Raw genomic sequence first — 22,032 nt, 5'->3', positions numbered from 1 at the left:
AGTGACGGTAATATGTTAGAACATAAGCCAAATAAATTAGAAAATGAATTATGTTTTGCTGTTTACACAGCTCAAAAATTCTATAATCGTTTTTATACAGAATCATTGAAAGAATTTAAGTTAACTTACCCACAATACATTACATTATTGGTATTATGGGAAGAACAACGCCCAATGATGATCAAAGAATTAGGTGAACGTTTAGGCCTAGATACAGGTACTTTGACACCATTATTGAAACGTATGGAAAAAAATGGTTGGGTAACTCGTGAACGTACAGGTGAAGATGGACGTAAGGTATTTGTTTCCTTAACAGACTACTCAGTTAAAATGGAAGCAGAAATTAAATCACACGTACAAGATTGTTTTGAAAATATTGATATGACACAAGCAGAATATAAGAAGAATGTTGAGCTTGTTAAAGAAATTGGGGACAAGATTTACGATAATAACCGTGAATTAGAAGAACGCCAAAGAAGAAGATTACGTTCATAATTGAAGATGTTAAAAGGCTATGTAGCTTACCAATGTTAAGCTGCATAGCCTTTTAAATTACCATACGAATGAGAGCTAATGAGATAATCCCCACAATAACTGTGACCAAAAGATTTTTAGAAATAATAGCACTGATTAAGGTTGGCAAAGATGCCAGAAGATTTTCCCAGTTAATGTTAGGAAAATGTCCCAAGTGTTGAGTGAAAAGATGACTAAACCACAAGGCAGACATAATAACAATTGGAACGAAGCTCAGATATTCAATAACAATTGCTGGTAAAGAGAATTTCTTAAGTAAAATAAATGGCAGTACTTTTGAAAGCCACATTGCAAATCCACAACCAATGATTGTGAATAAGACATAATTAAAAGAAGCCATGTTTCAACACCATCCCTACTGCACACCCTAATAATGTGACAATAATAATTAAAAGATTGCTAGGTATAAAAATAAGTCCTAAATAAACAAGGATAAAGGTAGCAACTACTACTAAAAGCTGTAGACTCAATTTTAATGACTTATCAGAAATCATTTGTAGGTACAACAAACCTATAAACATAGCTACCAAAGCAAAATCGATTCCTAGATTAGTGGGATTTTCGATAAAAATTCCCACTAAAGCACCTAAAACTGAAGAGAAAAACCAGACGAAGTATGCGAACCAATTGGCTGTGTCAAACCAAGCAAAATTGAGTTTATTATTTGTATAGTTAAGTTTATTCATTGCCAAAGCAAAGCTTTCATCTGTTAACAAGGATCCAATTAGGATATTATGTAACATACTATCGTTTTTGAAGTATTTAGCAGTTACTAAACTCATTAAAATCATACGTGAATTAACGAGAAAAGCAGCTGTAATGATGGAAATAATAGGACTATGTACTAACAGCATACTTACGATAATAAATTGTGCAGATCCTCCGTAGGCAATCAAGCTCATAAGACCAGCTTGCAAAGCCGACAAACCAGCAGCTTTACTAACAATCCCAAAAGCAATTCCAATACCAATATAGCCGAATGCAGTAGGAAGAACTTCTTTAATTGCTGTTTTACGATTAAGTTCAGCATTCATAAGTAACACCTTCTTAAAAAAATATATAAAAAACTACCAGTAACATGATAATACTGGTAGTGAAAAGAGTTTAGATAACTGGGCGATTGGCTAATTTAGGCATTAATTCATTGAAATCATAGTTTGCTAAATTAGATAGTTCACCTTTGCTTGCATCAAAATAGGCTGTAAGAGCTTGAGAAATCATAAGATTTAACTCTTTTTCAGCATCAAACTGAACTATAATGACAGGAGTATTGGTACCAAACGCAAGTCCAATTTCAAAAGCTGTACCAGAATCAGCCTCATTATCACTTTCTTCTTTCTTATAATCAATAATTGCAACTACAGCATCAGCCGTGTAAATATTATTGATATCAAGAGTAAAAGTAGCTTTTTGCCATTCTAGTGATCCAAATTCAGCATGTTCATATGAATGTTCTTCAGGTACAAAAATACTAGATACAGTCTTATTAGTTTCAAGAGCTTCTTTTACTTGATTGATACGTTCGTGTTGGCCGTCACTGAAAAATGGAGCCGCAAGATAAATTTTTGCCATTACAATTCTCCTCAAATATGTATATTAATTAATGATGATACAACATATGGTACCTTAATATTATTTTAAATACAAGATACCGAAAAATAATTCTTTATTTTTTAGATCAAGATGTGTATTATTATATAGGATAGTCTGGTTTATACCAGAACTTTATTGAAATGCTGCTGCGTGTAGCATATTTTTTTGCTTACAATTACGGATATTTAGAAAAGAAAGGATGCTTCAATCATTTTGATTACATTATCGGGTATTATTGGCTCTGGCAAGTCAAGTTTAACAGAAATTTTAGCGAAAGAATTAGGGACTAAAGCATATTACGAACCAGTAAAGGATAACCCTGTATTACCAATTTTTTATAAGGGAAATGAAATTGCTGCTAAAAAGCGTGCTGAAGGGGATAAGGAAGCAACTAATCCATATGCTTACTTGCTACAAACATTTTTTTTAAATCGTCGTTTTGCGATGATAAAGAAAGCTATGCAAGATGATAACAACATTTTGGATCGTTCAATTTATGAAGATGAAATCTTTATGCGTATGAACACTGAAATGGGAAACGCAACTCAAGTAGAATATGATATCTATAAGAGTTTATTGCACAACATGATGGAAGAATTACCACTTGCTTCACATAAAAAATCACCTGACTTGATGATCACAATCAAAGTTTCATATGAAACAATGATTAAGAGAATTGAAAAACGTGGTCGTGATTATGAATTAATTGAAAAAGATCCTTCCTTGGTAGATTACTATCAAAGACTATTGAAGCATTACGATATCTGGATGAAGGAATATGATGCTTCACCACTTTTGATCATTGACGGTGATAAATACGACTTTATGGAAAGTAAGGAAGATCGTGTTCAAGTTCTAGAAACTGTAGAAAATAAATTGTTAGAGCTAGGTAATATTAGTGAAGAACAATTTGAACATTTAAGAAAGAAACATCAAGCATTTTTGAATTAAGAAAACTAGGAATCGGGCTTTAGGTCCGATTTTTTTTATATTATTAAAATCCATTAAATATTGATACATTTTTATTAAAATGTCGAATCTCTCTTTTAGTGACGACAAAAAAGTTTATAATATATATTGAAAACGTTTTTAAATAGTTTTGTGAGGTGATCTTTATGAGGAAGAAGAAAGCTATAATGATAGGTGCCGGTTTAGCAAATATGGCTGGTGCAGTTTATTTGATCCAAGAAGGAAATTGGGATGGTAAAGATATTACTTTCTATGCTTTAGATACACATGGTGCTAATGACGGATCTACTGCTTCTGAAGCTGCTGAAGAATATTGGAATAAAAATCATCCAATGGAAAATACAAAGGGATTTATTGCTCGTGGTGGACGTATGTTAAACTATCGTACATACGTTGATTTGATGGATTTATTGGACAGAATTCCTTCAGTTACAGAACCAGGCATGACGGCTGCTGAAGATACACGTGATTTTGATAGTAAACATCGTACCTATGATAAAGCTCGTTTGCTTCAAGGAGGCAAGGGAATCGTTGATGGTCACAAGCTTGGCTTAAATAATCTAGACAGAATATTACTTTCACGTTTAGTTATGATGCCTGATAATCAAGAAGAAAAGCTAGATAATGTAACAATTGCAGAATATTTTGAAGATTCACCACATATTTTCCAAACTAATTTCTGGTACATGTGGGAAACAACTTTTGCATTTAGAACACAATCATCAGCTCAAGAATTAAGACGTTATATGCATCAGATGATTTATGAATTTACTCAAATTGAACATTTAGTAGGGGTAAATCGTACACGTTACAACCAATATGAAAGTATTATGTTACCACTAATTAAGTATCTTGAAGGACAAGGATGTAATTTTGTTATGAACAGACGAGTTACAGATTTTGAATTTAAAGATACACCAATGCAAGATGAAATTACTGTAACTGGTTTAGAAATGGAAAACATCGAACAAGGCACAGTAGAACACGTAACTGTAGATGATGAAACAGTTGTCTTCTTTACTAACGGATCTATCACAGATTCTGCAACTTTAGGTGATTTCAACACGCCAGCTCCTGAAAATATGGATTATGGGGCAGCTTCATCATTATGGAAGAAAGCATGCGAAAGATTTTATAACCTGGGAAATCCTGATAAATTCTTCAATGATAGAGATGCATCAGAATGGGTAAGTTTTACTTTAACAACTAAGAATCATATTTTATTAAATGAAATCACTAGAATTACAACACAAGTTCCAGGAAATGCTTTAAATTCATTCATTTCAACTGAACCTATTACACCATTAGGACATAAAGATGTTAATATGTCGATTGTTGTACATCATCAACCACACTTTACAACACAAAAAGCTAATGAATCTGTAATTTGGGGATACTTCTTATATCCACGTCGTCGAGGAGAATTTGTTGATAAACAATATATCAAGATGACAGGTAAAGAAATGTTGCAAGAATTGATAGGACAATTATCTAAAGTAGATCCTGGTCCACACAATATCATGGACTTAGAAGATGAAATTATGGACAGTGTTATCAATTGTATCCCAGTATACATGCCATATGCTTCAGCATTATTTAACAATCGTGCTAAGAGTGATCGTCCAGAAGTAATTCCAAAGCATTCTACAAACTTAGCATTTACTGGAGAGTTTGTAGAACAACCATATCAAATGGTATTTACTGAACAAAGTGCAGTTCGTTCAGGTGAAGTTGCTGCATTCCATTTTGCAGGAGTATCAGAGGCTAAACTAGTTAAGAATCCACGCTTTGATAAAGATCCAAGAGTATTGCTTAGAGCAACGAAGAGAATGTTTGAATAGAGATAAAGAAAGAGTGCTAGAGAATTGAAATTTTCTCAGCACTCTTTTTAAATATCATCTTCACTGATATGTTCTTTGACTTGTTTAAAAATCATAATAATATGTTTATCTGCTAAACTATATAAAATTCTTTGACCATCACGTCGACCAGATACAAGACCTGTTTGACGTAACAGTTTAAGTTGATGAGAGATAGCAGATTGTGAAACTCCAATTTCAGAAGTGATTTCTGAGACTGAAAGTTCACGTTCATATAATAGATACAAAATTTTGTAGCGAGTATAGTCTCCAAATGCTTTAAATATTTGGACACTGCGTTGAGTTTCTTCTTCTGAAGGTAATTTTGCAAAATGTTCTTTCATATAGTTCACCAAAACTAATTCTACCATTACTAGCAAAAAAAGACACGCAAAAAAGTTATAAGCTGGATTGATAGGGAAATGAAAACGTGTTATACTTTAGATGTAAATATATGAGCATATATTCATATTTTAGAAAGTAGGTGTTTATTATGAGCTTAATAAAAAGAATGTCACCAGATGAGAAAAAAGAAAGTGGAGTAATTGCACTTTGCTTAATGCTTTTGATTCTCGCTCATTTTATACCGAAAAATATAACGATAGTTCTGTACATAGTAATTTATATTATTTCAGCTTATCCAATTTTAAAAGAAGCGATAGAAAATATACTTCATGGTAAGTGGTTTGACGAGAATTTTTTGATGTCGGTAGCTACAGTTGGGGCTTTAGCGATTGGACAATTTTCTGAAGCTATTGCAGTTATGTTATTTTATCGTGTAGGTGAAATATTTGAAGATTTAGCGATAGAAAATTCTAAAAAATCAATAACTAACTTACTAGATATTCGACCTGAATATGCTAATTTAGAATTGAATGGTAAATTACAGCAAGTTAAGCCAGAGTTATTAAACAAGGGTGACATAATCATTGTTAATCCAGGAGAGAAAATAGCGGTTGATGGAGTTGTTGAATCTGGAGAGGCATATTTAAATACTGCAGCTCTAACTGGTGAAACCAAACCCTTGTTAGTTACTAAGGATAGTCAGGTTTTAAGTGGAATGATTGTTGAAAATAGTGCCCTTAGGATAAGAGTAAGTAAAGAGTATAAAGATTCTACCGTAGTAAAGATTTTAGAATTAGTACAAAATGCTAGTGAAAAAAAGACAAAGACAGAGAATTTTATTACTAAATTTTCTCAGATATATACTCCAGTAATAGTAATATCTGCGATCATGTTAGCTAGCATCCCACCATTATTTTTAGGACAAGAATTCCAAGTATGGCTATATCGAGCTTTGATTTTTCTAGTTATTTCCTGCCCGTGTGCTTTAGTTATCTCAATACCATTAAGTTATTTTGGTGGAATTGGTGCAAGCTCTAGGGCTGGTATCTTAGTTAAAGGAAGCAATTACCTAGAGGCGCTTAGTCAAGCTAAAGCTGTTATTTTCGATAAGACAGGCACTTTAACTAGAGGTGAATTTTTTGTAACTCAAATTATACCTGCAAATGGAGTAAGCAAGAAAGAAATCGTAAAATTAGCTGCAATCGCTGAATCATCTTCTCCACACCCAATTGCCCGTTCGATTGTTAAAAATTACCCGGGAAATATTGCGCGAGTAAGCAATGTTGAAGAACTAGTAGGCCTAGGTGTTAGAGCTGAATATCAAGGTGATACTATTAGTGTAGGTAATATGAAGCTGATGAATAAGCTTCATATTGACGGAGTATCAACAATAGAAGATACTACAGGAACTGTCGTCTATGTAGCTCTAAATAATGAATATTTTGGTGCAATAGAAGTCTCAGATATGATAAAGACTGATGCTAAAGTAGCTATTCAAGGTCTTAAGAATGTAGGAATAGACAATGTTACCCTGCTTACAGGGGATAAAAAGATTGTTGGGGAAAGTGTAGCTGAAAAATTAGCTATCCCTAATGTAAAGACCGAATTATTACCACAAGATAAAGTAACAGAAGTTGAGAAAATCAAATCTGAGATAGGTGATAAAGGTAAAGTGATCTTTGTAGGTGATGGCTTAAATGATACTCCAGTTTTAGCTAGTGCCGATGTAGGCGTTGCAATGGGGGCATTAGGTTCAGATGCGGCAGTTGAAGTAGCAGATGTTGTTTTGATGAAAGATAATCCAACTGCTGTTACCAAAGCAATAAAAATTGCTAGAAAGACAAAGGTAATCGTATGGGAAAATATTATCTTTGCTTTAGTAGTAAAAGCAATTTTCCTTTTGATAGGTGCACTAGGAATAGCGACAATGTGGGAGGCTGTATTTGCTGATGTAGGGGTAACCTTCATAGCTATTTTAAATGCTTTGCGTTTATTGAAGATAAAGGAAGAAAATGAAAAAATAAATAAGTATCCACACTCTAAGACTAAAAAGTATAAAGTAGAAGTTAACGAAGCATAAAAAAAGCGTTGAGGAAAAACCCCAACGCTTTTGCTATATATAGCGACTAACAATTAGTCGATTAATTTGAATTGTTCAGCTTCGTCTAAGAATTCTTTATCACCAGCTGGAGCTTCGATAGAACCGAATGGCATTTGTGCACGTAATGTCCATTCTGCTGGAAGATCAAATTCTTTCTTGATATCAGCATCAATTAGTGGGTTATAGTGTTGTAAGCTAGCACCAATACCTTGTTCTGCTAAAGCAGTCCATACAGCTTGTTGAGCACCACCAATACCTTGTTCTGCCCATGTTGCGAAGTTATCAGCATATAATGGGAATGCTTCTTCTAATTCATGAACTTTAGGTGTGTTTGTAAAGTAAAGGATTGTACCAAAACCTGCACGGAAGCTAGCGATTTTTGCCTGAGTATTCTTGAATGCTTCGTCATCGTCAACAACTTTACGTAAGTTAGCTTCAACGATATCCCATACTTTATTTGATTTTTCACCAAATAATACAACAGCTCTTACTGTTTGGCTGTGGAAAGCTGTAGGAGATTGTTGAATAGTTGTTTTTACTAAGTTAAAGATGTCATTTTTATCAGCAGTAACATTTTCACCAATAGCGTAAATTGAGCGACGTTTTTTTTGTAATTCGTTAAATTTTGATTCCATTATTAATTACCTCTTTTTCAATTATGTTGTGTTCAATAAGTACACATATAATATAACAGATTACAAAAAGTAAGTAAATAGAAAATACTAATTTTTTGTAATTAAAATGATTGATTTATTTTTTATAAATCTTAAAATTTTATTCAATAAAAGTTCACAAATTCTTCGAAAATAAAAAGTAGTATAAGTGAGTACTCAGTTTAGAGTATGTTTTTTGAAAGCATAGTTCCCAGCTGATGAACTGGGAATAACCCTTAAATATATTTCCTTTTTCTCCGCAGTTTCCCTAGCTGTGGAGTTTTTTTATGCTTTAAATAATCTAAAAAGTATTGTAAAATTTATTTAGAATATGTGTTCGGAGGGTTAAAATGGCAAGAAAAAAGAAAAATAAATCAAATAAATTTATGAGATGGTTAGCTACCGTTGCTGTAGGGGTTGCTTTAGCAGCAGTAGGGGTTAATACAAATCATATTAGTACACCATTTAATAATGAGGTTGCAAGTAGTAGTACATATAACAAAAAGGATTACACTCCTACTGAGGAACAAGCAAGTGTAGTATTAACAGATAATGTACGCCAACAATTAGGTGGTAATTTAAGCTTTAATGGGGCAGGAGCTTTCATTGTAAATAATAATAAGACTAACTTAAATACAAAAGTTTCTAGTGCACCATATGCTGTTAATGAGGTTGATTCATTGAATCGACCAACTGTTGCGAATGCTTGGCTAAATAGAACTAGTCGTCAATATAAAAATCGTCAAGCTACAGGAAATGGGCGTACAAGTTGGAAGCCACAAGGATTTAGACAGGTACAAAACCTGCCAGGTAGATTCAAGCATGCTTATGATAGAGGACATTTATTAGCATATGCCCTTGTGGGAAATGTTAGAGGGTTTGATGCTTCTGAGTCTAATGAAAAGAATATAGCTACTCAAACTGCATGGGCTAATGAATCAGCTTCTAAGGATTCTACCGGACAAAATTACTACGAAGGATTGGTAAGAAAAGCTTTAGATAGAAACAAGCAGGTTCGTTATCGTGTGACAGATGTCTATGATGGTAATAATCTAGTGCCAGCAGGAGCACATTTGGAAGCTAAATCATCAGATGGTTCGCTAGAATTTAATGTATTTGTGCCTAATGTACAAACTAACATAAATATTAATTATGCTACAGGACAAGCTACTAGGAAATAAAAAAATGGTAAATCGATTTTTGATTTACCATTTTTATTTTTTGAAAAATTTAAATTAATTAACACCTGAAATAACAAAAAACTTAATAATAGAAATAAAGACCAAAAATAATTGTAAAATAAAGTCTATTTTATTGAAAATATTTTTGTCTGAAGTTGATTCATAAAAATGAAAATGGAACATTAACATAACCAATGAAGCAAACGCCAGTCCACCTAAATGAATTAGGTTGGAATCGATAATTGTCCAAATAAACAACAAAATTGTAACTACAAAGACAACGATTTTTGGAGTAGTAGTTGGATAATAAGAATTTTTCATGATAAATCAACCTCCCTGAATATAAGCTCCAACCATAGTATAACACGCTTTTAGTAAGAAAATTAAATGAGAGTTGTTATATTGGAGTTAAAAAAACCGAAAAATGTGTTGACAAATAATTACAGTATGATTAGAATACAAAGCATAGAGATTAAATATAAAAGAACGCAATGAGAAAGAAGAGTAATTTGTTTGCCCTTTAAGCGAGCTTCGTTTGGTGAGAGGAAGTAAGACAGTAAGCAGATGAAAATCACTTTCGAGTGTTGTACCGAAATCCTAGTGAGAGTAAGGTGCATTGGGAACACCCATTACAGTGTTAGCGTATCGCCTAGACGTAGGCCGTACGTGAAAGGTAGCTGCAGCGATGTAGTTATAAATGCAGGGTGGTACCACGCGATAGGCGTCCTTGAATCGAGTAGTCGATTTAGGGGCGTCTATTTTTTTATTGCGTGCAAACTGAGAGTAACCAATCCGGAAGGTGCTTAATTAGTTGCTATATTTTTTCTAATAAATGAGAATTTGATGAGGGTATGATTTTATGGAGAAATTAGTAGAAAGAAAATTAACTAAAAAAGATTATTTTGTCGTTAGTTCGTTGCTATTTGCATTATTTTTCGGAGCTGGGAACTTAATTTTCCCACTACATTTAGGACAATTGGCAGGTCATAATTGGCTTCCTGCTACACTAGGATTTTTAGTAACAGGTGTTTTGTTACCATTGCTATCAGTTCTAGCTATCGCAATCACACGTTCTAAAGGTGTTTATGATGTAGGTTTACCACTAGGCCCAACTTTTGCTTTAGTATTTATGGTATTAATTCATGCTACAATCGGACCATTATTTGGTACTCCAAGAACAGCTACTGTTTCATTTACGGTTGGTTTGGCACCATTAGTTCCACAACAATATCAACAAGTAGCATTATTTGGTTTCTCTGCATTATTCTTTTTAGCAGCATTTTTATTATCATATAAAGAAAATAACATCGCATCTAATTTAGGTAAGGTTTTAAATCCAGTATTTTTGGTATTATTATTCTTAGTATTCTTGGTATCATTCTTAAAACCAATGGGTAGTGTTTCTCAAGCAGCACCTACTGCACAATATCTACATGGTGCATTTACTAATGGATTTTTAGAAGGTTATAACACAATGGATGCTTTGGCAGGTTTAGCTTTTGGTGTTACTGTTGTTACAGCCGTTCGTGCAATGGGTAAAAAACGTGAAAAGAGTGTTGCTGCCGTTACTGCTAAAGCTGGTTTCTTCTCAATGAGTGCAGTTGCAGTAATCTACTTACTTCTAATTGTTGTAGGCGCAATGTCATTAGGTAGATTTAAATTATCCGCTGATGGTGGTGTAGCATTTTCTCAAATCGTTAATGCTTATGCAGGTTCATTTGGTCAAGCTGTATTAGCTACATTGATCACAGTTACATGTTTAACAACAGCGGTAGGTTTGGTTGCAGCTTTTGCTCAAGATTTCCATGCACATTTTCCAAAGGTTAGTTATCACACATGGTTGGCATTATCATGCTTAGCATCATTCTTAACAGCTAACTTTGGATTAGAACAAATCATCGCTTGGTCAACTCCAATGTTAATGTTCTTATATCCATTATCAATGGTATTGATCTTATTATCTGTATTTTCACCTTTATTCAAGCGTGATGGTGCAGTATATTTCATGGTAGTTCTATTTACTGTAGTTCCAGCATTCTTTGATATGGTAGTTGCATTCCCAGCAGTTGTTAGTCAAAGCGCATTTGGTAAAGCAGTTGCAGCATTTAGATTGCATTACTTACCATTAGCTAGCATCGGATTATCATGGGTAGTTCCAGCATTAGTTGGATTAGTATTAGGATTAGGAGTTTACTTCTATAAGAAAGCTAGAGTATCTGTAGGAGTAACTGAAAAAGAATAGATTATAAATGTTAAAATATCGAAGTGCGTGTAGTGTATGTTATACGCACTTTTTACGTTGTCTAGAATTATATTGGGAATTTTGTTATTATTTTATATAAAAGATATTTGATTTTATTTGGATTTGTTTAGATGAGGTGGCAAATATGAGCTATATATTACAAAAGAAAATTGCTAATACTTTTCGTGAACAGATAATGAAAAAAGGTTTTAATCATGTTTCAGTAAGTTCTCTAATGAGAATATTAGATATCAGGCGCCAAACTTTTTATGATAGCTTTCAAGATAAATATGATCTGCTAGAGTGGCAATTAAATGACACCTTGGAAGAAACAATTGATAATAATATTGACTACCTTCATTGGAAAGAAATTTTAAAGTTGTTCATTTACGAAATAGATGCTCATAAACGCTACTACTATGAATGCTTGACGGTACAAACCGAAGTTAATGTGGCAGATATTTTTGCGACACATTTGGTAGTATTATTAGCTCATGTACTAGAAAGGCAGGAACTTATCTCAAATAAAAAAGCACAGGATAATATGTGGATCCTATGCTTAGGTATATCTACAACTATAATTCATAATGTTACGACACCCAATCCAGTAGATTATGAGTTAATTGTAAAACAAGCAATTAATGCAATTGAATATTCTTTTGAGAGTTAATTACCAAGCTGGAACATTAACGGGAGCTTGTAAGGCATGAAGCCAATCAGCATCTTCAACTTTTAATAATGATAGAGAAATCCCGTTAATTCCATAAGATGAAAGAAAAGTCCCGACCTTATCGAATGCAATATTGATATTATCTAAAGACAATAAAGAACAAACATCATTATTAAAAATCAAATTTTCAATAGGTGTAGTCCCACCTAGAGAATTGATTAGAACAACAAATGTATCATCTTTATACCATTGGAAATTTAAGCGCAATTTGGCTATCAACTCTCTAGCAAGTAATTCAGAAGACTTAAATTCTTCTTTGCGATAGCCGGGTTCACCATGGATGCCAATTCCGTAATATATCTCATTATCTTTTAGGTTAAAATTATCTCCAGAAAAAGCCACACCAATAGTTTTTAGTTTCTCTGTTAAATGTTGGCCAACCATTTCAAGAGTATCAATATTAGCTCCTTTTTGGGCATAGTAGCCGAGAATTTTATGAATTAGGACAGTTCCAGCTACGCCACGCCGTCTTTTTTCAAAAGATGAATCTACCGAAATATCATCTCTAACAATAACCATTCCAATTTGCCAATCTTCATCTTCTAAAGTTACTTTAGCTTGAGTGAAAGCAGCAACATCTTTGGGAAAGTTTTTAACAATATAAAAAGCTTTTTTAAGTTTAGTTGTTTTTTTAGTAACTGTAATTATTTCTTCTGGAGTAGGTGGTTCAAATAATTCTCCAGTAATTGAAGCGCTTAGCATTCCAGGTCCAACAAATCCCCAGTGAGCAGGATCATGACCAGCACCACCACCTGAAACTAAAGGAATATGTTCATCATTAAAATTTCTATCTATAAATCCAAATATCCCTGAGACTTGCTTGAGAGCGGGGTAAGCAAGCTTGATGCCTTGGATTGTATTTTCTAAAGAAATATCATGTGTGTTTGTTAATCTCATATTATCACTTCCATACTATTAGTATAATAATACCTTATAGGATGAAGTAACGGACAGATTTAAGATATTGTCCACTATAATTGAAAACGGTTATATTATACAATCAAGTTGTAAATAATCATAGTTCGACATGGAGGTATAGTCATGAAGAAAATTATCAATAATCCAGCAGATGTTGTTCCAGAAATGGTTAACGGAATGGTTCGTTTATATCCACAATATATTGAAAAGATTGATGGTACTGAAGTAATGGTGCGTAGTGACAAAGAATCTATGCAAGGTAAAGTAGGTATTGTCAGTGGTGGTGGTAGTGGACATGAACCATCACATGCAGGATTCGTAGGTAAAGGTATGTTAAGTGCAGCAGTTGCAGGACAAGTATTTACCTCTCCAACACCTGATCAAATATACGAAGCAATCAAGGCTGTTGATAGTGGCAAAGGTGTATTTTTAGTTATTAAAAATTATTCTGGTGATGTAATGAACTTTGATATGGCAAAAGATATGGCAGAAATGGATGATATTGAAGTTAAATCAATCATTGTCAATGATGATATTGCCGTAGAAAATAGTTTGTATACACAAGGTCGCCGTGGTGTAGCCGGAACCGTATTAATGCATAAAATCTTAGGTGCGGCAGCAGATCAAGGTGCAAGTTTAGATGAAATAGAAGAACTAGCTAAGAAAGTATTACCTAATTTAAAGACTATTGGTGTAGCTTTATCAGCTGCAACAGTTCCAGAAGTTGGTAAACCAGGATTTGAACTAGCCGAAGATGAAATTGAATATGGGGTAGGAATTCATAGTGAACCTGGCTATAGAAGAGAAAAGATTAAGCCATCTAAAGAATTAGTAGCAGAATTAATTAAAAAACTTGATGAAGAACTTCATTTGAATAAGGATAAAAAATATGCTGTTTTAATTAATGGTATGGGTGCAACTCCATTAATGGAACAATATATATTTGGCAACGATGTGCTAGATGCATTGGAAGCAAAAGGTGTTAAACCAGTATTTACGAAAGCTGGAAATTATATGACATCAATTGAAATGGCTGGTATTTCCTTAACAATATTTGAATTAGCTGAAGATAAGTGGTTAGATTATTTGAATTATCCAGTAGAAACAATTGCATGGTAAAAAGCTTAAGTAGGGAAGGAAGATTGAAATGTCAGTAACTAAAGAAAACTTAGAAAAATGGTTAGAAATATTTGGTGATTTAATTGAAACTAACAAGGCATATCTTAGTGATTTAGATATACCAATTGGAGATGGAGATCATGGTAATAACATGGCTCGTGGTATGGCTGCAGTCAAAGAAACTTTAGCAAGTAAGCAACCAGAAGATATTGTTGGAGTATTTAAAATTACAGCGATGTCCTTGATTAGTAAGGTTGGTGGAGCTTCTGGTCCTTTATACGGAACTGCATTTTTAGAAATGGCTAAAGCTAGTGCTAAAACAGATGATTTAGCAGAATTAATGGAATTAGCTTTAGCCGGAATTAAGAAACGTGGTGGAGCTGAAGCTGGAGATAAGACAATGGTGGATGTTTGGACAGCATTAGTACCAAAATTGAAAGATAATAGTCTAACTCAAGCAGATATTGACGCAGCAGTTGAATCTACAAAGGATATGGTTGCCAAGAAAGGTCGTGCTTCTTACTTAGGTGAACGTTCAGTTGGACATTTAGACCCAGGTGCTGTATCAAGTGGCTACCTATTTACAGCCCTTTTAGAAGCGGGGGTTATGTAATGAGTTTAGGAATTACAATTGTTTCTCACGTTTATGAAGTTGCTAATGGATTGCCAAGATTGTTGACTCAGGTAGCTAAGGATGTTCCTATTACAACAGCTGGTGGAACTGAAGATAATGATGTTGGGACAAGTATGGAAAAAATCATGAATGCTTTTGAAGAAAATGATGCTGATGAAATTTTGGCTTTCTATGATTTAGGAAGTGCAAAAATGAACTTAGAGATGGCAATCGAAATGACAGATAAAAAAGTTCATCTCTATGATGTTGCTTTAATCGAAGGAGCATATACAGCAGCAACACTTCTTGAAGCTGGAGTAGATTTACAGGAAGTAGAAAAGCAATTAGAACCACTAAAAATTAAATAGAGGTGAGTACTATGAACGGATTTATTGGTGAATTTCTTGGTACGATGATTTTAATCGTTCTAGGTGTAGGTACCGGCGCTGGCATAAATCTTAAGACGTCATATGCACGTAATGCTGGCTGGTTGTTCGTAACTCTAGCATGGGGTATGGCCGTAACGTTCGGTGTTTATGTAGCTGGTAGTTTTGGAGCTCAAGGACATTTGAATCCAGCGGTAACAATCGGATTTGCTCTTTTTGGTTTCTTCCCTTGGAGCCAAGTTTTACCTTATTTATTAGGACAATTTTTAGGAGCTTTTGTTGGTGCAGTTTTAGTAATTATCCAATATGGAGCACAATTTAAAAATGCCAAGAATACTGATGATGGTAATGTAGTTGGAATTTTCGCAACTGGTCCAGCTATTGACAATGGTTTATATAATTTCTTGAGTGAAACAATCGCAACTTTTGTATTTATCTTTACATTATTAAATCTTGGCGACTTTACAAAAGGATTGAAGCCATTAATCGTTGGTTTATTAATTATGGTAGTTGGTCAAGCTTTGGGTGGAACAACAGGTTTCGCTTTGAATCCAGCTCGTGACTGGGCTCCAAGATTTGCTTATACAGTATTACCAGTACCTAATAAGAGTAATGCAAATTGGGGCTATGCATGGGTACCAATGTTAGGTCCAATTGTTGGAGGTATCTTAGCTGCTGGCTTACAATATTTATTAGTATAAAATTTCAATTGCTTGAAATAGAGAATAGTTGAAGATTAGCTTTCAAACAGGCATAATCTTCAACTATTTTAATTTTATCCTGGACTTACAGAAAAACGTTTTATGTTATAATAGTGTCAGAATAAAGATAATTATGTTGAACACAGATAGAGTCAGCCAACTCTAAAAGTCGTGCAACATTGTAGAATTGAGGGCGGTTTTAATTTACCGCTCTTTTTTATTTGCTTAATTCATACAAATTTTTTATATTTTATGCTAGAATTAATTTATAGATAACACAAGGAAGGGATGATAGATAGTTTGGAGATAATAATTTTATTATTTGAATTGGTATTTTTTGCTGTTATCAGCATTATAATTGCTGAGATGTTTGCTAAAGTATCAATGAATTACGTTAGTCTAATTATGGGAGCGGTTTTAGGATTACTTCCTGTAACGACTTATGACATCCGTTCATTTAATCCGGAAGTTTTTATGCTTTTAATCGTAGCACCGCTATTATTCTTTGAAGGGCAAGCTACTTTCCTTAATGTAGTTGGTAAAAGGGTAAAACAGATTTTCCAAGTTACAGTTATCATGGTCTTACTTTGTGCAATCGTAGCCGGATTTAGTAGCTATGCAATTGGTAAGATTGGTTTGCCATTGGCTTTTATCTTAGCTGCAATCAGTACACCAACTGATGCAACAGCCACTCAATCAGTAACTGAAGGACTAAAAATTCCACGTCGCGAAGGATTCTTTTTAAAAATGGAATCATTATTTAATGATGCTTCAGGAATTATTTTATTAAACATGGCTGTTTTATGGTATATCAATGGAAGAATAAACTATCGTGAAACATTGACAGATTTTATTCTATCTGCTGGTGGTGGGATTGTAATTGGTTTTATAATCGCATGGATTATTGTTTTATTCAGGCAAGCACTCCTTAGAAGTTCGTATAATTCTGTAAATGCACAGGTGATTATTTATTTAATGACACCATTTATTATCTATTATCTGGCGGAAGAATTTCATGTTTCTGGGATTATTGCAGTAGTTTGTGCAGGATTGGTGCATAATGCTGAAACTCAACGTAGTCGATTAGCGAATGCTCAAATGGTGTATATGGGTACAAATTTAGTTTCAATCATTACGGAACTTTTTAACAGCATTGTTTTTGTAATTTTAGGAATGATGTTGGTTAATATCATAAAAGATGAGAGTATCACTTATAATTCGTGGATCTGGATAACTTTAGGTGCAATTTTGTACTTATCCAATGTAATTGTACGGTATATATATGGCAGAATTAAATTTAAAATGGATAATCATGCAGGTTGGATTTTTTCTTTAGGTGGTGTGCATGGAGCTGTAACGTTATCCCTAGCATTTACAGTAGCTAAGACTAGTGTTAATAGCCAAGATTTTAGTTTAATAGTGATGTCTGAAAGTGTACTGATTATTTTAAGTATGATAGTTCCTACTGTTATTTTTAGGTTCATTTTAGATAAAGATGTGTCTGATGAAGATGGTGAAAAGGAATTAGATGAATTAAGAGAAGAAATGATTCAACAAGCAATCGCTACCGTACAGAAAATGTACTTAGCGAAAAATGTAAAACAATCTGTAATTTTTGATTTGAAGTCTCAAAATCAAAATACAAGAACAAGGGATTTTGTCAAAGAATGGCGTAATGCAGTACGTCATCCACAATATACAGAAGCGGAAAAAGAAATGGAAAGACGTGCATTTATTAATGCATTCTATCAAGAACGACAATATTTAGATATGATTTCTCAAAAAGAAGCACGGTATGAAAAATATGTGTATCACTTATATAGTGAAATTCTTTTAGCTGAGTCGATAGTTCTCAATTCGGAATTTATTGAAGAATAGGGTTACTTTAATAAAATTGTGAGTTAGACTAAATATTAGATAATGTCTAAATTTGTCAAAGTAGCGTGAAAGGACGTTAATTCCTATGATAATTCTTACAAAAAGGCAAAAAGAAATTTTATCGATATTATTACGAATATCAAATGGGACAACGATTAAACAGCTTGAAGAAAGCGTCAATGTTAGTCGAAGAACCATTTATCGTGAATTTAACGAGCTAAAATTGGATTTAGAGCGAAGAGGACTGACAATTTCTAACATTGATGGGAAATATGTACTTCAAGGACAAGAAAGAGATATTGAACAATTGCGTGAAGACATTGGTGATAGTCCTAGTCAACAAGAAATGTCAGTATCTGAAAGGCAAAGTATTTTGGCGGCAATGCTTTTACTAGAAGATGAGCCACAAAAAATTGTTAGTCTGGCAATGTCTCTAAAAGTAAGTGAAGGTACTGTACAACGAGATTTAACGGAAGTAGCCTTGGCACTTGGAAAATATGGGATAACTTTAATTAAGAAAAAAGGTGTAGGCATTTCAGTTAAAGGTACCGAATTTCAAAGACGTCAGGTACTATGTGGTATCTTATTGAGTGAGATCAATGATTATCGTTTCTTTAAGTATATTGGTGACGATCAGGATGTCGGGGGAAACAATTATTTTTTGAGATTATTACCGAAAAAAAGGATTCAATTAGTAACTCAAGCTCTAAACAAAAGCGTATTGAAGAAAATAAATATCAAGTCAGATCACCAATCAATGCAGCTGATATTATTAACAACCATTTGTTTAGAAAGAGCTGCCTCATCTGATAATTTGGGTGAAATTAAAGCTATTGATGGTTCGTTGAAATATCAATCATTGGTTTATCAATTTATGGCTGAGTATTCACAAATAGAACCGTTAAAACTAGATAGAAAAGAAATTATCTATTTAGCTAATCAATTCCAAAGTTGTGATAATGAGAGTTCTCCGACATTTTATGATAATGATCAAGAACTGGCTTTATCACTACAAATAAAGTCTTTCGTTCAAACAGTTTCTGAAAAAATGAAATGGGATTTTCAACGTAATCCGGCATTTTTGAAACGTCTGACAACGCATATTGCTGGTTTAGTAAGTCATCAGGTTGAAAGGTTACCTAATACGAGAATTGAAACTTTAACTAGATTAAGCGAAAGGTATCAAGATTTATTTAATGCTATTAAACAAGCGTGGAAAGTTAGTTTTCCAGATGAAAAGTTAGCACAATCTGAACTACAATTATTGCTACTGTATTTCGCTAATGAATATACTAGTCGTCATTATCGAGGAGATTTGAAAGCGCTAGTAATTTGTGAAAATGGGATCGGTACATCATCGATCTTGGGACAAAGATTAAAGCAAGAAATTCCAGAAGTTAAGAAAGTAAAAATTTCTAAAATTGCACAACTTCAAGACCTTGATTTAAGTGGCTATGATTTAATTTTATCTACTTTAAAATTACCAGGTTTTCCAAGAAAATATCAAATAGTTAGCCCTCTATTATTAGATGATGAGATTAGTAATATTAAAGATTATTTGAAAAAATATCAGGAAAATTATATCGGCAAAGAAACAGAAAATAATAATGTTTATTTGAATAATTCTAAGTTACAACCAACTAAAAAGTTGAATGGTATTGCGATAGGGGCATTATTCTGTACGGAATTAGTAAATGGAATTGAAGTAATTACATTAAAAAATAAATCTACTGAAAACTTATCTCAAGTAATTAAAGAAATTACAAATAGAATTGGACAAGGAATAGTAAAAGATAAAAGACAAGTAGCTGAAAATTTAAAACGTAGAATAGATTTAGCTCCGATTGGAATTCCTAATAGTAACATGGCCTTGTTACATACTAGCAGCCCGGAAGTTAAACGTTGTTATTTTACCGTAATTGATTTAGACCAATCTCTAAAGATGAAAGCTATGGATCAAACTGAAATTGAAGTTTCAAGAATGTTATTAATGTTGGGACCTGAAAGATTATCAGATATTGAGCAAGATGTAATGGGAATGGTAAGTAGCATGATTGTGATGAGTGATGATACTTTGAAATTATTCGCAACTGGTACAAAGGAAGAGTTACAAAATGCGATTGCTGTAAGGTTCTTACAAGAAATAAAATCAGCTATACCAATTAGATGAAATGATTGTTGACAAGCAATAAATATTAATGTATATTGTAGCTGTTACCTTGATTTATAAGCATTTTCAATAATTTGAAATAAGAAATCAAGGTCTATACCAATTTTAGAAAATAAAGATTTGAATTTGAGAGGTAAATAACATATGTGTGGTATTGTCGGTGTTACTGGTAATAATGATGCAACAAACATTTTATTAGATGGATTACAACAATTAGAATATCGTGGCTATGATTCAGCTGGAATTTACGTAAATGATCAAAATGGTAAGGACTTTTTAGTAAAAGAAAAAGGTCGTATTTCCGATTTACGTGCAGAAGTTGGTCCAGAAGTTAAGGGTTCAACAGGTATCGGTCATACACGTTGGGCTACACATGGGATTCCTAGCAAGGTTAATGCTCATCCTCATGTATCAGCAAATGGCCGTTTCTTCTTAGTACACAATGGTGTGATTGGAAACTTTGCTCAATTACGTGATGAATACTTACAAGATGTAACTTTGGTAAGTAGTACAGATACAGAAGTCATTGTACAATTGATCGGTAAATTCTCTGATGAAGGACTAGACACAGAAGCAGCATTTAAAAAAGTTCTAGGATTAGTTGATGAAAGTTCATCATACTCTTTCTTATTGATGGATAAAGAAGAACCAGATACATTATTTGTTGCTAAGAATAAGAGTCCATTGTTGATTGGTGTTGGTAATGGTTTCAATGTTGTATGTTCAGACGCAATTGCAATGTTGAGTCAAACCCATGACTTCATCGAATTAGTTGATGGTGAAATCGTAATTGTAAAGCCTGATTCAATTACTATCAAGGACCCAGATGGAAATGTTATCAATCGTGAACCATTCCATGTAGATACAGATCCAGCCGCAGCTCAAAAGGGTGCATACCCATACTACATGCTTAAGGAAATTGATGAACAACCTGGTGTAATGCGTAACTTAGTTCAACATTATGTAGCAGAAGATGGTTCTATCAACATCGATAAAGAACTATTGGATGCTTTAGAAAAAGCAGATCGTTTGTATATCGTAGCTGCTGGTACAAGTTACCATGCTGGTTTAGTAGGTAAGGAATTATTTGAAAAATTAGCTAATATTCCAACTGAAGTTCATGTTGCTTCAGAATTTGCTTACAATCCACCATTGTTGTCAGAAAAACCATTCTTCATCTTCTTGACTCAAAGTGGTGAAACAGCTGATAGTCGTCAAGTGCTTACTCAAGTAAATGCACAAGGTTATCCAAGTTTAACAATTACAAACGTACAAAACTCTACTTTGGATCGTGAAGCAACATATACATTGTTACTATATGCAGGTCCAGAAATTGCTGTTGCTTCAACTAAAGCTTATACAGCACAAATTGCTCTAGAAGCTATCTTGGTTAAAGCTTATGGCGAAGCTAAAAACATTGATAAGGTTAAGGAATTCGATGTTGCTACTGAATTGACTAAAGTAGCTAATGGTATGCAAGAATTAGTTGACGAAAAAGGTACTGTTGAAAAGATTGCTAAGGATATGTTAGCAACAACACGTAATGCTTTCTACATTGGTCGTGGAATTGACTATGATGTAGCTCAAGAAGCAGCTTTGAAATTGAAAGAAGTTTCTTACATTCAAACAGAAGGCTTTGCTTCTGGTGAATTGAAGCACGGTACAATTGCTTTGATTGAAGAAGGTACACCAGTTGTAGCTGTAATTACAGATCCTAAGACAGCTACTCATACACGTAGTAATGCTCAAGAAGTATTAGCTCGTGGTGCTAACGTGCTATTTATTGCTAGTCGCGATGTGGCTCAAGAAGGCGATCAAGTGGTATTACCAGAAGTAACACCATTGTTATCACCATTATTGGCTATTATCCCAGCACAATTATTAGCTTACTATGCATCAATCCAACGTGGATACGATGTTGATAAGCCACGTAACTTAGCTAAGAGTGTTACAGTTGAATAAAAAATATTAATATTAAAAAAGAGTTGGAATTGTCCAGCTCTTTTTTATATGCAGCATAGGTCTTATGCTATTGCATGG

21 protein-coding genes and 1 other annotated feature are annotated in these 22,032 nt (G+C 33.6%); of the genes, 14 read left to right on the top strand and 7 right to left on the bottom strand.

Annotated features, from left to right (window positions below; genetic code table 11):
• The first annotated feature begins 12 nt into the window (after nt 1-12).
• Nucleotides 13-495: a MarR family winged helix-turn-helix transcriptional regulator gene (locus OZJ21_RS02860; RefSeq protein WP_003705562.1), complete on the top strand. Its 483-nt coding sequence runs from the start codon at nt 13-15 to the stop codon at nt 493-495.
• A 52-nt stretch (nt 496-547) separates the two neighbouring features.
• Here OZJ21_RS02860 and OZJ21_RS02855 read toward each other — a convergent pair whose 3' ends face one another.
• From OZJ21_RS02855 to OZJ21_RS02845, 3 genes are all read right to left on the bottom strand, one after another.
• On the bottom strand, nt 548-874 hold the full coding sequence (locus OZJ21_RS02855; RefSeq protein ID WP_268857416.1) for an AzlD domain-containing protein: 327 nt from the start codon (nt 872-874) through the stop codon (nt 548-550).
• A complete protein-coding gene (locus OZJ21_RS02850; protein ID WP_268857415.1) occupies nt 861-1,568 on the bottom strand; it encodes an AzlC family ABC transporter permease in 708 nt (235 codons plus the stop codon). The genes OZJ21_RS02855 and OZJ21_RS02850 overlap by 14 nt, the downstream gene beginning before the upstream one ends.
• A gap of 70 nt (nt 1,569-1,638) precedes the next feature.
• A complete protein-coding gene (locus OZJ21_RS02845; protein ID WP_003705559.1) occupies nt 1,639-2,106 on the bottom strand; it encodes a nucleoside 2-deoxyribosyltransferase in 468 nt (155 codons plus the stop codon).
• A gap of 234 nt (nt 2,107-2,340) precedes the next feature.
• On the opposite strand from OZJ21_RS02845, the gene OZJ21_RS02840 reads away from it, so the two are divergent.
• Nucleotides 2,341-3,078 carry a deoxynucleoside kinase gene (locus OZJ21_RS02840; RefSeq protein WP_003701006.1) on the top strand — a complete coding sequence of 246 codons (738 nt, stop codon included), beginning with the start codon at nt 2,341-2,343 and terminating at the stop codon, nt 3,076-3,078.
• A 164-nt stretch (nt 3,079-3,242) separates the two neighbouring features.
• On the top strand, nt 3,243-4,937 hold the full coding sequence (locus tag OZJ21_RS02835) for an oleate hydratase (RefSeq protein ID WP_003701008.1): 1,695 nt from the start codon (nt 3,243-3,245) through the stop codon (nt 4,935-4,937).
• A gap of 47 nt (nt 4,938-4,984) precedes the next feature.
• Here the strand turns inward: OZJ21_RS02835 and OZJ21_RS02830 are convergent, their stop codons facing one another.
• Complete coding sequence (locus OZJ21_RS02830; protein WP_003704272.1) at nt 4,985-5,299, bottom strand: ArsR/SmtB family transcription factor; 315 nt, start codon at nt 5,297-5,299, stop codon at nt 4,985-4,987.
• A gap of 149 nt (nt 5,300-5,448) precedes the next feature.
• On the opposite strand from OZJ21_RS02830, the gene OZJ21_RS02825 reads away from it, so the two are divergent.
• A complete protein-coding gene (locus tag OZJ21_RS02825; RefSeq protein ID WP_268857414.1) occupies nt 5,449-7,380 on the top strand; it encodes a heavy metal translocating P-type ATPase in 1,932 nt (643 codons plus the stop codon).
• A gap of 53 nt (nt 7,381-7,433) precedes the next feature.
• On the opposite strand, the gene OZJ21_RS02820 is transcribed toward OZJ21_RS02825, so the two are convergent.
• Nucleotides 7,434-8,036, bottom strand: a complete 603-nt coding sequence (locus OZJ21_RS02820) for a nitroreductase family protein (RefSeq protein WP_268857413.1) — start codon at nt 8,034-8,036, stop codon at nt 7,434-7,436.
• Nucleotides 8,037-8,404: 368 nt separating this feature from the next.
• Here OZJ21_RS02820 and OZJ21_RS02815 point away from each other — a divergent pair, with 368 nt between their 5' ends.
• Nucleotides 8,405-9,235 (top strand): DNA/RNA non-specific endonuclease, encoded by an 831-nt coding sequence (locus OZJ21_RS02815; protein ID WP_003709392.1) that lies wholly within the window; start codon nt 8,405-8,407, stop codon nt 9,233-9,235.
• Nucleotides 9,236-9,289: 54 nt separating this feature from the next.
• On the opposite strand, the gene OZJ21_RS02810 is transcribed toward OZJ21_RS02815, so the two are convergent.
• Nucleotides 9,290-9,556, bottom strand: a complete 267-nt coding sequence (locus OZJ21_RS02810) for a hypothetical protein (protein ID WP_003701014.1) — start codon at nt 9,554-9,556, stop codon at nt 9,290-9,292.
• A gap of 161 nt (nt 9,557-9,717) precedes the next feature.
• Nucleotides 9,718-9,967 (top strand) — a binding site (T-box leader).
• A gap of 127 nt (nt 9,968-10,094) precedes the next feature.
• Between OZJ21_RS02810 and brnQ the strand changes: the two genes are divergently transcribed.
• Both brnQ and dhaS read left to right on the top strand, forming a co-directional pair.
• Nucleotides 10,095-11,477, top strand: a complete 1,383-nt coding sequence (brnQ, locus tag OZJ21_RS02805; protein ID WP_003701015.1) for a branched-chain amino acid transport system II carrier protein — start codon at nt 10,095-10,097, stop codon at nt 11,475-11,477.
• A 145-nt stretch (nt 11,478-11,622) separates the two neighbouring features.
• Complete coding sequence (gene dhaS / locus OZJ21_RS02800) at nt 11,623-12,147, top strand: dihydroxyacetone kinase transcriptional activator DhaS (protein ID WP_003704309.1); 525 nt, start codon at nt 11,623-11,625, stop codon at nt 12,145-12,147.
• Here the strand turns inward: dhaS and dhaQ are convergent, their stop codons facing one another.
• A complete protein-coding gene (gene dhaQ, locus OZJ21_RS02795; RefSeq protein ID WP_268857412.1) occupies nt 12,148-13,104 on the bottom strand; it encodes a DhaKLM operon coactivator DhaQ in 957 nt (318 codons plus the stop codon).
• A gap of 144 nt (nt 13,105-13,248) precedes the next feature.
• Between dhaQ and dhaK the strand changes: the two genes are divergently transcribed.
• The 7 genes from dhaK (at nt 13,249) to glmS (ending at nt 21,954) form a co-directional block, all read left to right on the top strand.
• Nucleotides 13,249-14,244, top strand: a complete 996-nt coding sequence (dhaK, locus tag OZJ21_RS02790) for a dihydroxyacetone kinase subunit DhaK (protein ID WP_099459600.1) — start codon at nt 13,249-13,251, stop codon at nt 14,242-14,244.
• Between the two features lie 28 nt (nt 14,245-14,272).
• Nucleotides 14,273-14,857 (top strand): dihydroxyacetone kinase subunit DhaL, encoded by a 585-nt coding sequence (gene dhaL, locus OZJ21_RS02785; protein WP_191355815.1) that lies wholly within the window; start codon nt 14,273-14,275, stop codon nt 14,855-14,857.
• Nucleotides 14,857-15,225 (top strand): dihydroxyacetone kinase phosphoryl donor subunit DhaM, encoded by a 369-nt coding sequence (gene dhaM / locus OZJ21_RS02780; protein ID WP_003704317.1) that lies wholly within the window; start codon nt 14,857-14,859, stop codon nt 15,223-15,225. The genes dhaL and dhaM overlap by 1 nt, the downstream gene beginning before the upstream one ends.
• An 11-nt stretch (nt 15,226-15,236) precedes the next feature.
• Nucleotides 15,237-15,944 (top strand): MIP/aquaporin family protein, encoded by a 708-nt coding sequence (locus OZJ21_RS02775; RefSeq protein ID WP_004564035.1) that lies wholly within the window; start codon nt 15,237-15,239, stop codon nt 15,942-15,944.
• Nucleotides 15,945-16,232: 288 nt separating this feature from the next.
• The gene (locus OZJ21_RS02770) at nt 16,233-17,822 is read left to right on the top strand and encodes a cation:proton antiporter (protein ID WP_164480217.1); all 1,590 of its coding nucleotides are present in this window, start codon (nt 16,233-16,235) and stop codon (nt 17,820-17,822) included.
• Nucleotides 17,823-17,907: 85 nt separating this feature from the next.
• Nucleotides 17,908-19,992, top strand: a complete 2,085-nt coding sequence (locus tag OZJ21_RS02765; protein ID WP_081541088.1) for a BglG family transcription antiterminator — start codon at nt 17,908-17,910, stop codon at nt 19,990-19,992.
• Between the two features lie 144 nt (nt 19,993-20,136).
• The gene (gene glmS, locus OZJ21_RS02760) at nt 20,137-21,954 is read left to right on the top strand and encodes a glutamine--fructose-6-phosphate transaminase (isomerizing) (RefSeq protein WP_268857411.1); all 1,818 of its coding nucleotides are present in this window, start codon (nt 20,137-20,139) and stop codon (nt 21,952-21,954) included.
• Nucleotides 21,955-22,032: the final 78 nt, after the last annotated feature.

The organism is Ligilactobacillus sp. UO.C109 (assembly GCF_026847815.1).
Classification (GTDB): domain Bacteria; phylum Bacillota; class Bacilli; order Lactobacillales; family Lactobacillaceae; genus Ligilactobacillus; species Ligilactobacillus salivarius.
Note: the sequence above shows the minus strand (reverse complement) of the source record. Positions and strands in the feature narration are given on the sequence as shown.

Excerpts from the sequence above, each read along its gene's own strand:
- OZJ21_RS02860 (WP_003705562.1), top strand. The coding sequence starts at position 13 with ATGTTAGAACATAAGCCAAATAAATTAGAAAATGAATTATGTTTTGCT.
- OZJ21_RS02855 (WP_268857416.1), bottom strand. The coding sequence starts at position 874 with ATGGCTTCTTTTAATTATGTCTTATTCACAATCATTGGTTGTGGATTT.
- OZJ21_RS02850 (WP_268857415.1), bottom strand. The coding sequence starts at position 1,568 with ATGAATGCTGAACTTAATCGTAAAACAGCAATTAAAGAAGTTCTTCCT.
- OZJ21_RS02845 (WP_003705559.1), bottom strand. The coding sequence starts at position 2,106 with ATGGCAAAAATTTATCTTGCGGCTCCATTTTTCAGTGACGGCCAACAC.
- OZJ21_RS02835 (WP_003701008.1), top strand. The coding sequence starts at position 3,243 with ATGAGGAAGAAGAAAGCTATAATGATAGGTGCCGGTTTAGCAAATATG.
- OZJ21_RS02830 (WP_003704272.1), bottom strand. The coding sequence starts at position 5,299 with ATGAAAGAACATTTTGCAAAATTACCTTCAGAAGAAGAAACTCAACGC.
- OZJ21_RS02825 (WP_268857414.1), top strand. The coding sequence starts at position 5,449 with ATGAGCTTAATAAAAAGAATGTCACCAGATGAGAAAAAAGAAAGTGGA.
- OZJ21_RS02820 (WP_268857413.1), bottom strand. The coding sequence starts at position 8,036 with ATGGAATCAAAATTTAACGAATTACAAAAAAAACGTCGCTCAATTTAC.
- OZJ21_RS02815 (WP_003709392.1), top strand. The coding sequence starts at position 8,405 with ATGGCAAGAAAAAAGAAAAATAAATCAAATAAATTTATGAGATGGTTA.
- OZJ21_RS02810 (WP_003701014.1), bottom strand. The coding sequence starts at position 9,556 with ATGAAAAATTCTTATTATCCAACTACTACTCCAAAAATCGTTGTCTTT.
- brnQ (WP_003701015.1), top strand. The coding sequence starts at position 10,095 with ATGGAGAAATTAGTAGAAAGAAAATTAACTAAAAAAGATTATTTTGTC.
- dhaS (WP_003704309.1), top strand. The coding sequence starts at position 11,623 with ATGAGCTATATATTACAAAAGAAAATTGCTAATACTTTTCGTGAACAG.
- dhaQ (WP_268857412.1), bottom strand. The coding sequence starts at position 13,104 with ATGAGATTAACAAACACACATGATATTTCTTTAGAAAATACAATCCAA.
- dhaK (WP_099459600.1), top strand. The coding sequence starts at position 13,249 with ATGAAGAAAATTATCAATAATCCAGCAGATGTTGTTCCAGAAATGGTT.
- dhaL (WP_191355815.1), top strand. The coding sequence starts at position 14,273 with ATGTCAGTAACTAAAGAAAACTTAGAAAAATGGTTAGAAATATTTGGT.
- dhaM (WP_003704317.1), top strand. The coding sequence starts at position 14,857 with ATGAGTTTAGGAATTACAATTGTTTCTCACGTTTATGAAGTTGCTAAT.
- OZJ21_RS02775 (WP_004564035.1), top strand. The coding sequence starts at position 15,237 with ATGAACGGATTTATTGGTGAATTTCTTGGTACGATGATTTTAATCGTT.
- OZJ21_RS02770 (WP_164480217.1), top strand. The coding sequence starts at position 16,233 with ATGATAGATAGTTTGGAGATAATAATTTTATTATTTGAATTGGTATTT.
- OZJ21_RS02765 (WP_081541088.1), top strand. The coding sequence starts at position 17,908 with ATGATAATTCTTACAAAAAGGCAAAAAGAAATTTTATCGATATTATTA.
- glmS (WP_268857411.1), top strand. The coding sequence starts at position 20,137 with ATGTGTGGTATTGTCGGTGTTACTGGTAATAATGATGCAACAAACATT.